The sequence below is a fragment of the Kitasatospora sp. NPDC059817 genome (genome assembly GCF_042731835.1).
Taxonomy (GTDB): Bacteria; Actinomycetota; Actinomycetes; order Streptomycetales; family Streptomycetaceae; genus Kitasatospora.
The window spans coordinates 23,674-38,223 of sequence record NZ_JBHWIR010000015.1 but is presented as its reverse complement, the minus strand read 5'-3'; the positions used below and the strand labels follow the sequence as shown (position 1 = coordinate 38,223).

The window sequence follows — 14,550 nt, the reverse complement described above, 5'->3', positions numbered from 1 at the left end:
TACTGACCCGCCCCCCCCCTCTATCACACCTGTCCTGGCGGTGGGCCGCGTCAGTGGTTTAAACGAGACTGGGGTGGATCAGGAGTGGGTGACGCTGCCGCAGGCGCCGGCCGGCAGCGGCAGGAAGCCGAAGCTCTTCAGGTCGGCGGACGCGGTGGCGTTGGTGCAGACCCAGCCGCTGGTGCCGAAGATGGCGCGCAGCGCGGTGCCGTGGGTGTCGGTGGCGATCCAGTCGGAGTGACGGACCACGTTGTAGACGCTGCGGGCGTAGGAGGTACCGGCGAAGGCGTTGGTGATCACCTTGTTGACGGTGTCGACCGGGGCGACGCCGTTCACGTTGCGGATGGTCAGCGGGCCCTGGACGTCGGCGCCGCTGCCCTTGCCGTAGTACACCTGGCCGACGTAGTGGGCGACGGAGTAGGGGACCAGCGCGTCGGGGTCGTTCAGCTGGGCGTCGCTGCCCTCGTTCTCCTGCACGCCCTCGGTGACGCAGAGGCCGAAGGCCGAGACGCCGATGGTGGAGAGGAAGAAGGAGCGGGTGCCGGAGCCGGACTGCGGCAGGAACGGCTTGATGGTGGTGCTGGGCAGGCTGGGGTCGATCTGGTCCCAGGTGGTGACGTTGCAGGTGTAGATGTCCTTGAGGTTCTGCGTGGTCAGGTTGGCCGGCGCGTTGCCGCCGTTCTGGGCCGCCCAGGACACCGCGTCCGTGGCGTACGCCACGAAGTCGAAGGTGTTCGGGTCGGTCGACGCCGGGCCGCGCGAGGAGCGGGCGAAGTCCACGGTGGCGCTGGTGTTGTTCTTCAGCGCGGTGATGCCGGCGCCGGAGCCGTTCGGGCGGGCGATGGAGGTGGCGCCGGTCTTGGTGGTGATCGGCGAGGTGCCGGTCGCGTCCCAGCTGTACAGGCGCGGGGTGGTGGTGTTGCTGCTCGGAATGGTGGCGTTGTAGTCCGCCGAGAACTGGTTCAGGACGGCCTGGGTGGTGTCGGAGCCGACGCCCACGATGTCCTTGGCGGCCGGGAGCGACGCCGGGTCGGCCAGGGCGGTGCCGCTGGCGACGGTGGCCAGGGAGGTCGCCAGGGCGGCAATGGTGAGCAGCTTGGCAGCGGTCTTACGCATGTTTCTCTTCCTCCGGTGGGAGAGACGTCCATCGCGTGGACCCGTGCTCTGGTTGGGAGCCCGGGGCCGGTGGCCGCGTCCGCTGCGGCCGCTCCGGCAGTGCAGATCCTGTCCGGCCCGGTGGTTCCGCCGGAAGGGAGGTCGAGGGCGGGTCGGGATTGTCGACTCATCGGTTCGACGAGGTTTAGCGACTGGTCAGCGCGGGCGTGGCGGAGGGGAAAGGGGGTGGTCAGAGGCCGATGACGTTCTTCTCCAGGTGGCGACTCGGGGTGTTGCCGGAAACCTGCGCTTCACCGGAACTGCACGTGGGCCCCGGCCGCCTCACAGCGGCCAGCGGCCGTCCCGACCGCCCCGCCGCAACTCCTGCCCCACCCACTGGAGTCCGGACAGGAAGCCCTCGGCGCCGGCCTGGCACTGGTCGCGCCGCAGGTAGCCGCGGGCGCTGCGCGCCACCGGCGCGGGCTCGACCGCCGTCCGCCGGGTGCTGCGCACCGGCAGGTAGGCGGACCACACCCACTGCCGACCCTCGGACTGGGCCACCGAACATCGCAGGGCCGCCCGCTCGATCAGCAACACCCGGACCGCCTCGGCGAGTTCCTCCTCGCTGCGGTAGGTGCGCACGCCCATGCCGAGCGGCCGCCCGTTGGCGGCGCGCAGCGCCCAGCCCAGGCAGCGTTCGGGTGCGGGGACGATCAGCAGACGGGGGCCGCGCCCCTCAGCGGCCATCGGGGCGTCTCAACGAGACGGTGTTCCGGGGAAGTTCACGGCCCGGCAGGTCACGAACCGGCCGCTCACGAGCGGGCCGCTCACGAACGGACTGGTCGCGAACGGGCCGGTCCCGCGCGGGCAGCTCACGAACGGGCAGGTCCCGCGCGGGCTGTTTGGCCAGCAGCACGACGAAGCGCCGGAAGGCGTTCTGGCAGGTCGCGTACCGCTCGTACGCCCGGCTGGAGCGCACCTCGGGCAGGCTGCGCGACCCGGGGACGACCCAGATCCAGCCGATGCCGTCCCGGACGTGGGTGATCCGCGCGGTGAGTTCGGCGGCCCCGACGCGTAATCCGTCGAAGCCGCGCTCGGCCTCGCCAGGCGTCTCGAACATGGCGGCGGTGATGGCCACCACCCGGCCGTTCGGCGCCTTCAGCTGCCAGCGGTACCGCCCGTCCGGGGCGCGCTCCGTCCTGAACCCGCCTCGACTTGCCCCTGCTGCGGTGTTCCCGCGGCCAGACGCGTCCACTGCTCCCCCGTCCGGTTACCCCTCCGAGACCGGTGCAAAGCTATGTGTGCACACGGACCCACGGAAAGCCCAGAACGTTCACAACTTGCGCTGTTGGTCGGGAAGTTCTCCCTCGTTTAACTTTCACCGGCCAACCGCCGAGGAGGATCGGGCCGGGTTCAGAGCCGGGCCGTCCAGCGGACCCTGGTGCCCTTCCCGTACGGTCCGGTCTCGTGCCAGGCGGCGCCGCCGAGCGCTTCGGCCCGCCGGGTCAGGTTGAGCAGGCCGCTGCGGCGCCCGCCCGCCGGGATGCCGACGCCGTCGTCGGTCACCGTCAGCAGCACGCCCGGGCGCCCGCCCCGGTCCAGCGACTCCGGGTCGCCGCTCACCGGCCGGCCGGTGTCGTCCAGGTGGGCGGTCGCGTCGATCTCGACGCCGACCCGGGAGGCCCGCGCGTGCCGGGCCGTGTTGGAGAGCATCTCCCTGAGCGCGGCGAGCAGTTGGCGGCCGTTCTTCTCCTCGACCAGGCTCTCCACCGGCCCGACGAAGCTCACCGAGGGCTTGAAGCCGAGCGCGGCCGCGGCCTGGCTGGCCTCCCGCAGCACCCGGGTGCGCAGGGTGTCCGGCGCGTCGCCGTGGTTGTCGTGCTGGAGGGCGTAGATGGTGGTGCGGACCTCCTGGATGGTGGCGTCCAGCTCGTCCACCGCCTTGCCGATGCCGACCTTCACCTCGGGCACCACGGACCGCCGGGCAGCGCTCTCCAGCATCATCCCGGTGGCGAACAGCCGCTGGATCACCAGGTCGTGCAGGTCGCGGGCGATCCGGTCGCGGTCCTGGAAGACGGCCAGGCGCTGCTGGTCGCGCTGGCCCTCGGCGAGCCGCAGGGCCAGTGCGGCCTGCGAGGCGAAGGTCTCGGCGAGCTGCTTCTCGGTGTCGGTGAACGGCAGGGCGCCGCGCGGGCGCCAGACGCAGAGCCCGCCGAGCACCCGCCCGGCGGCGACCATCGGGACGGCCATGGACGGGCCGAAGGCGCGGGCGAGCCGGATCTCCACGGTCGGGTCGCTGGACATGTCGTCCAGGTAGACGCTCTCCCCGGCGAGCAGCCGGGCCGCGAAGCTCTTCCTGGGCAGCAGCTCGCCCCGGACGAACTCGGCGGCCTCGCCGGAGGCGTGGGCGACCCGCATCTGCCCGTCGCCGTCCTCCGCCGGTTCGGTCGGGAGCAGGATCATGCCGAGCGCGGCGTCCGCCAGCTCCCGGACCTGCTCGGCCGCGACGGTGAGCGCGGTCTCGGCCTGGTCGGTGGAGAGCAGCGCCGTGGTGACGGCGGAGGCGCCGGCGATCCAGCGTTCCCGGCGCCGCCCCTCCTCGTACAGCCGGGAGTTCTCGATGGCGACGCCGGCCGCCGCGGCGAGCGCGTGCACCACCTGTTCGTCCTCGGGGGTGAAGGCGCCGCCGCCCTTCTTCTCGGTGAGGTAGAGGTTGCCGAAGACCTCGTCGCGGACCCGGATCGGCTCGCCGAGGAAGGTCTTCATCTCCGGGTGGTGCGGCGGGAATCCGGAGGAGCGCGGGTCGGCGCCGAGGTCGGCGAGCCGCAGCGGCTCGGGGCGGTCGATCAGCGCGCCGAGGATGCCGCGTCCGGCGGGCAGTTCGCCGATCTCGGCGGCGGTCTCGTCGTCGACGCCGACGTGGATGAAGTCGGCCAGGCCGGTGCCGCCGGGGGCGATCACGCCGAGGGCCGCGTACCGGGCGTCGACGAGTTCGGCGGCGCCGGTGGCGATCCGGTGCAGGGTGGCGTGCAGGTCGAGCCCGGCGCCGATCGAGACCACCGCCTCCAGCAGCCGCTGCATCCGGTCGGTGACCGCGGCGGCCGACTGCAGCCGCTCCGCGACCTCGGTGACCAGGGTGTCCAGCCCGAGCGAGGCGATCTCCGGCACCCGATGGGGTGTCGGCTCGGGCGCGGCGGCGGAGGGCTCTGGCGTGGGGTCCATGCAGAAAGCCTAGTTTGTACGCTTTTCATCCGAAGGACGGCGCTGCTCGGGAAACGCGCCCTGACCGGGCCTGGCAGGTGGCCCCGACCGGTCCTAACGGGTGGCCCCGACCGGCTCCACCAGCCCGTCCGCCTCCCGCTCCAGCAGCCCGTCCGCCTCCTGCTCCCGCCGCCACATGGCGTGCAGCCGCCCGTCCCGGTCCGCGATCAGCTCCGACCAGCGGCCGCGCTCGGCGACCCGGCCGCCGTCCAGCACCAGCACCTCGTCGACGGTGGTGTCGTCCAGGCCGGCCAGCCGGTGCGTGATCAGCACGGTGGTACGGCCCTCGGTGGCGGCCAGCAGGTCGGTGGTGAGCGCGTCGGCGGTGGGCAGGTCGAGGTGTTCGGCGGGCTCGTCCAGGACGAGCACCGGGAAGTCGGCGAGCAGGGCCCGGGCCAGTGCGAGCCGCTGCCGCTGGCCGCCGGAGAGCCGGGCGCCGTGCTCGCCGACCATGGTGTCCAGGCCGTCGGGCAGGGTCAGCGTCCAGTCCAGCAGCCGGGCGGCGGCGAGCGCGGCGCGCAGGTCGTCCTCGGTGGCGCCCGGCCGGGCCAGCCGCAGGTTCTCCCGCAGCGAGCTGTCGAAGACGTGGGCGTCCTGGGCGCACAGTCCGATCACCCGGCGGACGTCCTCGCCCGCGAGCGCGCGGCTGTCCACAGCCGGTGGGCGGCCGTCGGCGAAGGTGACGGCGCCCGCGCTCGGTTCCAGGAACCGCAGCAGCGCCTGGGCCAGCGTGGTCTTGCCGGAGCCGGACGGGCCGACCACGGCGATCCGGCGGCCGGCCGCGAGGTCGAGGTCGACGCCGGTGAGCGCGTCCACGGCCTGCCCGGGGTGCCGGACGGTCAGTCCGCGCACGGCGACCGGCAGCGGCTGTTCGGGCAGCGCGGCGGGCGCGGCCGGCTCCGGGACGGCGGCCTCGGCCTCCAGCACCTCGTCCAGCCGGGCCCGCGCGGCCCGGCTGCGCTGGCGCGCCTGGACGGCCAGCGGCATCCCGGTGACGGCCTCGAACGCGGCCAGCGGGGTGAGCACGACCACGGCCAGGCAGACCGGCGCCAGCGCGCCGCCGTGCACCCCCTGGACGCCGACGGCCGCCGCGGCGGTCACGGTCAGCCCGGTGAGCAGCGTGATCAGCCCGGTGCCGAGCGCGGTGGTGGCCGCCGAGCGGGCGGCCAGCCGGGTGAGCGCGGCGTCGGCGCCGTGGACGGCGGCGAGCCGGCCGGGCAGCGCGCCGGCCACGGTGAGTTCGGCGGTGCCGGTGAAGGCGTCGACGACGGTGGTGGCGAGCCGCCCGCGCTCCGGGGCCTGCCGCCGTTCGGCACCGGCCGACCAGCGGGCGGCCAGGGCGGGCACCACCGCGCCCGCGAGCAGCAGCCCGATCCCGAGCACGACCCCGGCGGCGGGCAGGAAGGCGCCCATCGCCGCCGTCGCGGCCAGCGAGACCACGCCCGCCACGGCGGCCGGCAGCCGCCAGCGCAGGTGGTGGTCCTGGATCGCGTCGACGTCGGCGACCAGCCGGGAGAGCAGGTCGCCGCGCCGGAAGGCGGGCAGTCCGGCCGGGGCGAGCGCGGTGAGCCGCCGGTAGACGGCGGCCCGCAGGGTGCCGAGGGTGCGCAGCACGGCGTCGTGCGAGACCAGCCGTTCGGCGTAGCGGAAGACGCTGCGGCCGATGCCGAAGGCCCGTACCGAGGTGACGGCCATCATCAGGTAGAGCACCGGCGGCATCTCGGAGGCCCGGGAGATCAGGTAGCCGGAGGTGGCCATCAGCGCGACGGCGCAGCCGAGGGCGAGCGCGCCGAGCAGGACGGACAGCGCCAGCCTCGGGGTGGCGGCGGCCGCTTCGGGCTCGTCCTGCGCCGTGGCGGGGGCGGGCGTCGGCCGCCCGCTGTGCGCGGGCCGCCCGACCGCAGCGGAGACCGCAGCGGAGGCCACCGCCGCAGCCGGGCCGGCGGCCGGGGCGGGCGCCCCCGCCAGCCGGACCCGCTGGTCGGCGACGGCCAGCAGCGCCGGCCGGTGGGCGACGATCAGCACGGTGCGCGCCGGGTCCTCGGCGAGCGTCCGGACGGCGTCCACGACGGCGGCCTCGGAGGCGCCGTCCAGGTTGGCGGTCGGCTCGTCGAGGAGGACCAGCGGCCGGTCGTCGGCGAGCAGGACGCGGGCGAGCGCGAGCCGCTGGCGCTGCCCGGCGGAGAGCCCGGCGCCGTCCTCGCCGAGCGGGGCGTCCAGCCTGGTCACGAAGTCGAGCGCGTGCGCGGCCCGCAGCGCCGTCCACAGCTGCTCGTCGGTGGCCTCCGGGCGGTAGAGCCGCAGGTTGTCGGCGACCGTCCCGGCGAACAGGTGCGGGTGCTGCGGCACCCAGGCGATCTGCCGCCGCCAGCTCGCCGGTTCCAGTGCGGCCAGGTCGTGGGTCCGCCCGTCGGCGGCGGTGATCCGGACGGTGCCGGCGTCCGGGGCGACGAGGCCGAGCAGGACGGCGAGCAGGGTGGACTTGCCGGCCCCGCTCGGGCCGGTGAGGGCGGTGGTGGTGCCCGGGCCCAGGGTCAGCGCGGCGCCGTCCAGGGCGGGCTCGGTCCGGCCGGGGTGGCGTACGACCAGGTCGGAGACGGCGACGACGGCCCCGGTGAGGGCGGGTGCGGGCACCGTGCCGGCGGCGGGCAGCGGGGTCTCCAGCACCTGGAAGATCTCGTCGGCGGCGGTCAGGCCCTCCACGCTGGAGTGGTAGAGCGCGCCGACCTGGCGGATCGGGAAGTACACCTCGGGGGCGAGGATCAGGATCAGCAGCCCGGTCTCCAGGTCGAGCGTGCCGTCCACCAGCCGGAAGCCGACGGTGACCGCGACCAGTGCGACCGACAGGGTGGAGAGCAGTTCCAGCGCGAAGGAGGAGATGAAGGCGATCCGCAGGGTGCGCAGGGTGGCGCGGCGGTAGTCGGCGGTGATCCGGGCGATGGTGGCAGCCTGGGCGCGGGCCCGGTTGAACACCTTGAGGGTGGGCAGTCCGGCCACCACGTCGAGGAAGTGGTGCGAGAGCCGGGCCAGGGTGCCCCACTGCCGGTCCATCCGGCTCTGGGTGGCCATCCCGATCAGCACCATGAACAGCGGGATCAGCGGGAGCGTCCCGGCGATGATCGCGGCCGAGGTGAAGTCGGCGCCGACGATCCGCAGCAGCACGATCACCGGGACGACGACGGCGAGCGCCAGCTGCGGCAGGTAGCGGGCGAAGTAGTCGTCCAGCGCGTCGACGCCGCGGGTGGCGAGGGTGGTGAGTTCGCCGGTGCGCCGGCCCGCCAGGTAGGCCGGGCCGAGCGCGGTGGCGTGGTCGAGCAGCCGGCGCCGCAGGGTGGACTTCACCCGGGCGACGGACCGGTGCGCGGTGAGTTCGGTGAGCCAGCCGACCAGCCCGCGCCCGACGGCCGTCAGGGCGAGCAGCAGCAGCGGCGTGGTCAGTTCGCCGAGGGTCGCCTGGCGCTGGAAGGCGCGGACGACGATCTCGGCGATCAGACTCGCCTGGGCGACCACCAGGGCCGCGCCCGCCCCGCCGAGGAGCACGGATCCGGCGAGGAAGGCACGGGTGGTGCGGGCGTACCCGAGGAGTCGGGGGTCGACCGGCTTCACGGCGTCAGGCCTGGTCGAGCGCGGCGGCCGGGTTGTGCCCGGGGATGTGCTGGACGCCGATGCGCTTGCGGAACACCCAGTACGTCCAGCCCTGGTAGAGCAGCACGAGCGGGGTGAACACCGCGGCCACGATGGTCATCAGCTTCAGCGTGTACGGCGAGGAGGCCGCGTTGCTGACGGTCAGGCTCCAGCCGTCGTTGAGGGTGGAGGGCATGACGTTCGGGAAGAGCGCCAGGAAGAGCATCGCGACGGCGGCCACGATGGTCGCCCCGGAGAGGATGAACGCCCATCCCTCGCGGCCGAGTTGGTTGGCCGCCAGGGCTCCGACCAGGGCCAGCACGGCGATGATCAGGGCGGCCAGGCTGCGGCCGTTGCCGTTGTCGGCCTGCGTCCAGAGCAGGAAGGCCAGCGCCAGCACCGCCGCCACCACGCCCACCCGCAGGGCGGTGGCCCGCGCCCGGTCGCGGATGTCGCCGACCGTCTTGAGCGCCGCGAACACCGCGCCGTGGAAGGTGAACAGGCTGAGCGTCACCAGGCCGCCGAGGATGGCGTACGGGTTGAGCAGGTCCCAGAAGGTGCCGACGTAGTTCTTCTGCGCGTCGATGTCGACGCCGCGCACGATGTTGGCGAAGGCCACGCCCCACAGGAAGGCCGGGAGCAGCGAGGTCCAGAAGATGGCCTCCTCCCAGTTGCGCTGCCAGCGCGCGTCGTCGCGCTTGGCCCGGTACTCGAAGGCCACGCCGCGCACGATGAGGCAGACCAGGATGATCAGCAGCGGGATGTAGAAGCCGCTGAACAGGGTCGCGTACCAGTCCGGGAAGGCCGCGAAGGTGGCGCCGCCGGCGGTCAGCAGCCAGACCTCGTTGCCGTCCCAGACCGGGCCGATGGTGTTGATCAGGACGCGCCGTTCGGCGGTGTTGCGGGCGAGCGGCTTGGTGAGGATGCCGATCCCGAAGTCGAAGCCCTCCAGGAAGAAGTAGCCGATCCACAGGACCGCGATCAGTACGAACCAGACGTCGTGGAGTTGCATGTCAGATCCCCTGTGGTCCTCAGTAGGCGAAGGCGAGAGGCTTGTCGGCGTCGTCGTCCGAGGACGGTCCGCGCAGCGTCGGGTCCTTGGCGGGGGGCTGCTCGGTCACCACCGGGCCGGCCTTGGCGTACTTCACCAGCAGCCGGACCTCGACGACGGCGAGGATCGCGTACAGCAGGGTGAAGGTGGTGAGGGCGCCGATCTGGGTGCCGACGCTCACGTTGGGGGAGACCGCGCTCGCCGTGGTCATCAGGCCGAAGACGGCCCAGGGCTGGCGGCCCATCTCGGTGAAGATCCAGCCGAAGCTGTTGGCGATCAGCGGGAATCCCATGGTCAGGATGCCGATCCGCCAGCTCCACTTGGTGAGGAACGGACCCATCTCCCGCCCGGGGGTGAGCATCAGCCGGGGCACCTCGGTCTCGCCGGTGCGGAACTCGGGGCGCAGGAACTTCTTGCGCCGGGTGGTCCAGAGCCCGATCAGGCCGGCCACGAAGGAGGTCATCCCGAAACCGATCATGAGGCGGAAGCCCCAGTAGGTGACGAAGATGCTCGGGATGTAGTCCTTGGGGTCGCCGCCGTACTTGGCGGCCTCGGCGGCCGCGGTGTCGTTGATGCCGGGGACGGAGGAGTTGAAGTCGCTGTGGGCGAGGAAGGAGAGTATCCCGGGGATCTCCAGCTCGACCGAGTTGTGGCCCTTGCTGACGTCGCCGACCGCGAAGATCGAGAACGGCGCGGGCGACTGGGTGTCCCACAGGGCCTCGGCGGCGGCCATCTTCATCGGCTGCTGCTCGAACATGACCTTGGCGAGCGAGTCGCCGCTGAGCGCGGTGCCGGCGCCGAAGACCACGGCGAGGACCAGGCCGAGCCGCAGCGAAGTGCGCATCACGGCGGTCTTCTTGGGGTCGGCGTTCTCCGGCTTGCGCTTGGCCTTCCAGAGGTGGAAGGAGGCGATGCCGACCATGAAGGCCGCGCCGGTGAGGAAGGCGGCGGTCAGGGTGTGCGCCACCACGGTGAGGGTGGTGTTCTGGAACAGCACCTTGGCGATGTCGGTGAGCTGGGCCTTGCCGGTGGCCGGGTCGATCGAGTAGCCGACCGGGTGCTGCATCCAGGAGTTGGCCGCCAGGATGAAGTAGGCGGAGAGCACGGTGCCCAGGGCGACCATCCACATGCAGGCGCAGTGGATCTTCTTCGGCAGCTTGTCCCAGCCGAAGATCCACAGGCCGATGAAGGTGGACTCGAAGAAGAAGGCGATCAACGCCTCCATCGCGAGCGGGGCGCCGAAGACGTCGCCGACGAAACGGGAGTAGTCGGACCAGTTCATGCCGAACTGGAATTCCTGGACGATGCCGGTGACCACGCCCATCGCGATGTTGATCAGGAAGAGCTTCCCCCAGAACTTCGTGGCGTGGAAGTACTTCTCCTTGTTCGTCCTCACCCAGGCGGTCTCCAGCCCGGCCACGATGGCGGCGAGGCTGATGGTGAGCGGGACGAAGAGGAAGTGGTAAACGGTGGTGATGCCGAATTGCCATCGCGCGATGGTCTCGTGAGCGATTGCCAGCTCCACGTCGCCCTCTCTCCAACCGACCGGCCCTGTTGAAGGGCATGTTTCGGACAAACTTCATCTATAGCTGTAGACCGCTGCCCGACTACGCAAGCTTGTCCGCTTGTGAACGTGAACACGTTCACAAGGAGCAGTATCCATCATCCTTACGAAGGAATCGCAGGCGGGGTGGGGTTGACACCTTCGGAACGGTGCGTAGCCGTACGTAGCGGGGCGTGGCCTTGTGTGGCCGCATGTGACCGCGCGTGACCGTGCGGCGGCGGTGCAGTGGTGAACGCAGTGGCGGTGGGGACAGTCTGCGGAGCCGCCCACGGCCCTGACAACGAACGGCCGGGCAGCCGGCGGAGCGGTCTTGGCCGATCCGGCGCTTGACACGGCGGCGCGGGCGCCTGGCGGGACCAGCGACCCCTGGTCCCGTCCTCGCTTCTCCGCTACGCCCTCCCGCTACGCCCGGCCGAGGAGCTGGGTGCCCGGGGTGGAGTCGGCGCGGGCGGTGAAGAACTCGGTGAAGCCGTGCAGGAACTCCTCCACGGTGATCCGGCCGTCCCCGTCCACGTCCAACTGGCGGAACCCGTGCGACAGTTCGGCCGGATGGACGCGCGGGCCGCCGAACACCGCCCGGTACTCGTCCGCCTCCAGGAAGCCGCTGCCGTCGGTGTCCGCGGCGGCGAACACGGCCCGCAGCGCGGGCAGCAGCCCCTGCTCCAGATAGGCCGGATCCCGGTCGCAGCCCGCGACGGTGGCCGCCACGAACTCCTCCCGGCTCACCTTGCCGTCGCCGTTCGCGTCCATCGCCGCACGCAGCTGCTCCCACCAGCCGTCGAAGGCCTGGTACACCCGCGCCTCGGCGGCCTCGTCCAACTCCAGCTGCCAGCAAACGTTGTGCGCCATCGCCCGCAGGTCGTGGACGGTGAGGAAGCCGTCGCCGGTCTGGTCCAGCACCTCACGGAAGAACCGGTCCACCCGGGACCCGCGCGCGTCCCGGCGCCGGCCCTGACGCGGCGGACGCCACCGGGCCGGAGCACCGCCCTGCTCCGGAGAGCGGTAGCGCAGCCGGTCCGGCAGCCGCGGGACGACCGCGCCGGCGCCCCGGTGCAGCAGCCAGGACAACAGCGCGGCCCGCCGCGTCCGCACCAGCCCGAACCGCTCCCGCACCGCCGGCGGCAGATCCGCCACCGTCAGCGCCGTGATCGCCCGCGCCACCACCACCCGCAGCACCCGCCACCCGGCGTCCCCGAGGAACCACAGCCGGCGCGGCCGCGGGGCCCCGCGCAGCATGTCCTCCAGCAGGTAGCGGGTCGCCTCGGTGAACTCCAGCCGCTCGCGCGCCGCCCGGGCGAAGTACGCGGGCAACTCGGCGGCGCTGGCTGGGAGTTCGCCCTCAGGCAGCCCGAAGGCCGCCACCGATCCGGTGAACTCCCGGTACGCCGCCTCCAGTTGGCCGACGTCGTACGGGTCCCCGCCCAGCCGCCGCATCGCGACCACGCACTCGAACAGCGTCAGCAGCACCCACGCCCGGGTCGCCGCGTCCTCGGCGTCGTACGCCCGCCCGTCCGGCGCCGTCCCGCGGATCCGCTTGTGCGCCCGGTCCAGCCGCGCGACCTCCCGCCGCAACGCCTCCCCGTCCTGGTAGAACAGCCGCCGCCCGCTCCCCAGCGTGTGCTCCACCCGCCGCCACGGATGCGCCTGGTACGTCGAGTGCTCCGCCATCCCGGCCCCCACCACCGGATCCGCCGCCTGCAACACCAGCAACCGCCACGCGACCAGCGCGACCCGCCACTCGGACAGATCCCGCCGGAACGACACCCCAGGACCAGCCACGGGATCAGCCACGGCGCTCACCGGTGATCTCCGGCCCGATCACGAACCCCTTCGCGGGGCCCTCGGGGATCACGGCCTCCTCGCCGTACGGGATCCGAGTCGAGGAGGCGTAGGCACGACGTTCGGCGTCGGGACGGGAAAGTACGGTCACGGTACCGCCGTGATCGTAGTCATCGATGATCACGTACACCGGAATGCCTGCGGAAGCGTAGGCGCGCGGCTTGAACTCCTGGTCACGGCGTTCGTAGCAGTCGGGCCACACGACCTCGGCGACAAGGGGAATCCCGGACGCCAACAGCCCCACACCCTCAGGGTGTTCGGTCGCCTTCGTGTCGTCCGGCGCCACGGCGAGGTCAGGTTTCATCGCCTTCAAACCGGCGGTCACATACCGGCCTTGCGTCGCCGTGTACCCCGTCCCGCGCAGGTGCTTCGTCAGCGCCTTCCTGAGGCCACCTCCCACCGCTGCATGACGGAGGTCACCGATGACCGAGATGGTGATGCTGTCTTCGTCGATCTCTGCGCGTGCGATCTCCGGGACGGCCATGGCCTTCCAGGCCTTCCAGGCCTTCCACAACCTCTGATCAGGGTCCATAGCGATCTCCCGGTGCGTGAGTGAGCACCTGGACCGTCGCACACGACCGAGGGGCCGGTCGGGTGAACTCCCGCCGTTCACCCGATCGGGGCGTTTCGGGGCCGGGAAACGCGAAACCGCAGGGCGGGCCGGGAGGGGGCCTGCCCTGCGGTGCGGGGTGCTGTGGGGTTCGCGCCCTCCTCCCGAGCGGGCGCGAACCGGGTGGATCAGGAGGAGGAGCGGGCCGGCTTGCGGCGGGAGACGTAGAGGGCCGCCGCACCCAGGCTGAGGGCCAGGCCGGAACCCAGCGCCAGGTACGGGGTGGCCGGGTTGGAACCGGTCTCGGCGAGCTCGGTGGTCGAACCGGTCGTCGCCTTGGCCGTGGCAGCGGTCGTCGACTTGGCCTGGCTGCTCGCCGCGGTCGCCTTGGCCGTCGGCTTGGTGGAGCTGGTCGACGCGGTCGACGCGGTGGTGTCCGCTGCCTGGGCAACGGTGGCCGGCTGCTCGGCCGGCTTGTCGGTGGGCTTGTCGGTGGGCTTGTCGTTCCGCTGCTCGGCCTCCTGCCGGGCGTATTCGACCGCCTTCGCATCGGCGTACGCCTTGTTGGCGGCCTGGTACGCCTTGATCGCCACCGGAACGGCCTCCTCAGCCTCGACGACCTTGGCATTCTCGGCAGCCAGTACGTCATTCAGCTTCTTCTCGGCGACGGTCACGGCCTCCTTGGCCTTGCGGTCGGCGTCGATCGCCTCGTTGGCGGCCTTGCTGGCCGCCTGCATCCGCTCCCGGGCCTTGTCCAGCTCCTCCGGCTTGGCGGATCCGAACGCCAGCGCGGCCGCCTCGGCCTCCTTGTTGGCAGCAGCTGCCACCCCGGCGGTCTTCTCAGCCGCTTCCTTGGCTCGCTGCACCCACATCAGGTACGGCTGCGGGTTTGCCTTGAAGGTCTCGAAGTTGGCCCTCCCGGAGACTGCCCGCATGCGGGCCGCATCAACGGCAGCGGACGCGTCGGCCTGGGCCTTCTCCAAGGCGGCGATCGAGGCGGTGTCGTTCTGGGTCTGCGCCGTCGAAACCGACTCCGCGAAAGCGGGTACCGCGGAGAGCATGGCTGCGGGCGAGATCACGGCAGCGACGAGGGCGGCCGAGACCAGCGTACGGCGGAGGTTCAACATGACCCCTTTCGGGACGAATGGAAGGCAAAGTCCGTTCACCGAACGGTCCTTGACCGCACGACGAGAGCTGATCATAGGCGTACGGATTCTTCACATTCCATTTCGTTTTCGAGCACAGTAAGGGAATTGATGAATCGACAAACTGGATCCGGTCGCGCCGCTCCTCGGTGAGGCCCGACCTGAACCTTGAGCCCTGCGCTCACCTGGCCGTCCCGCACCCACCCATAACCGATGCCGCCGATCGGGGCGTTTCGGGGCCCGGAAACGCGAAACCGCAGGGCGGGCCGGGAGGGGGCCTGCCCTGCGGTTCGGGGTGCTGTGGGGTCCGCGCCCTCCTCCCGAGCGGGCGCGAACCGGGTGGATCAGGAGGAGGAGCGGGCCGGCTTGCGGCGGGAGACGTAGAGGGCCGCCGCACCCAGGCTGAGGGCCAGGCCGGAAC

Annotated in this window: 10 protein-coding genes; all 10 read right to left on the bottom strand. The window is 72.2% G+C overall.

All coding sequences use genetic code 11. The features are described 5' to 3' along the window. Positions 1-78 precede the first annotated feature (78 nt). Complete coding sequence (locus ACFV61_RS05700; protein ID WP_063348393.1) at positions 79-1,116, bottom strand: PstS family phosphate ABC transporter substrate-binding protein; 1,038 nt, start codon at positions 1,114-1,116, stop codon at positions 79-81. A 321-nt stretch (positions 1,117-1,437) separates the two neighbouring features. After that, entirely contained in the window at positions 1,438-1,842 is a 405-nt protein-coding gene (locus tag ACFV61_RS05695; RefSeq protein ID WP_063348394.1) for a hypothetical protein, read from the bottom strand. After that, positions 1,832-2,215 (bottom strand): hypothetical protein, encoded by a 384-nt coding sequence (locus ACFV61_RS05690; RefSeq protein WP_380490294.1) that lies wholly within the window; start codon positions 2,213-2,215, stop codon positions 1,832-1,834. Before ACFV61_RS05690 ends, ACFV61_RS05695 begins: the two co-directional genes overlap by 11 nt. A gap of 293 nt (positions 2,216-2,508) precedes the next feature. Further along, a complete protein-coding gene (locus ACFV61_RS05685; protein WP_380490292.1) occupies positions 2,509-4,317 on the bottom strand; it encodes a GAF domain-containing protein in 1,809 nt (602 codons plus the stop codon). 93 nt (positions 4,318-4,410) lie between these two features. Beyond that, positions 4,411-7,962 carry a thiol reductant ABC exporter subunit CydD gene (cydD, locus tag ACFV61_RS05680; RefSeq protein ID WP_380490290.1) on the bottom strand — a complete coding sequence of 1,184 codons (3,552 nt, stop codon included), beginning with the start codon at positions 7,960-7,962 and terminating at the stop codon, positions 4,411-4,413. 4 nt (positions 7,963-7,966) lie between these two features. Then, entirely contained in the window at positions 7,967-8,992 is a 1,026-nt protein-coding gene (gene cydB / locus ACFV61_RS05675) for a cytochrome d ubiquinol oxidase subunit II (protein WP_063348398.1), read from the bottom strand. Between the two features lie 19 nt (positions 8,993-9,011). Further along, complete coding sequence (locus ACFV61_RS05670) at positions 9,012-10,556, bottom strand: cytochrome ubiquinol oxidase subunit I (RefSeq protein ID WP_063348399.1); 1,545 nt, start codon at positions 10,554-10,556, stop codon at positions 9,012-9,014. 441 nt (positions 10,557-10,997) lie between these two features. Further along, entirely contained in the window at positions 10,998-12,386 is a 1,389-nt protein-coding gene (locus tag ACFV61_RS05665) for an oxygenase MpaB family protein (RefSeq protein WP_380490288.1), read from the bottom strand. Next, on the bottom strand, positions 12,379-12,966 hold the full coding sequence (locus tag ACFV61_RS05660; RefSeq protein WP_380490286.1) for a Uma2 family endonuclease: 588 nt from the start codon (positions 12,964-12,966) through the stop codon (positions 12,379-12,381). Before ACFV61_RS05660 ends, ACFV61_RS05665 begins: the two co-directional genes overlap by 8 nt. A gap of 206 nt (positions 12,967-13,172) precedes the next feature. Next, entirely contained in the window at positions 13,173-14,108 is a 936-nt protein-coding gene (locus ACFV61_RS05655; protein WP_380490284.1) for an LAETG motif-containing sortase-dependent surface protein, read from the bottom strand. Between the last annotated feature and the right edge of the window lie 442 nt (positions 14,109-14,550).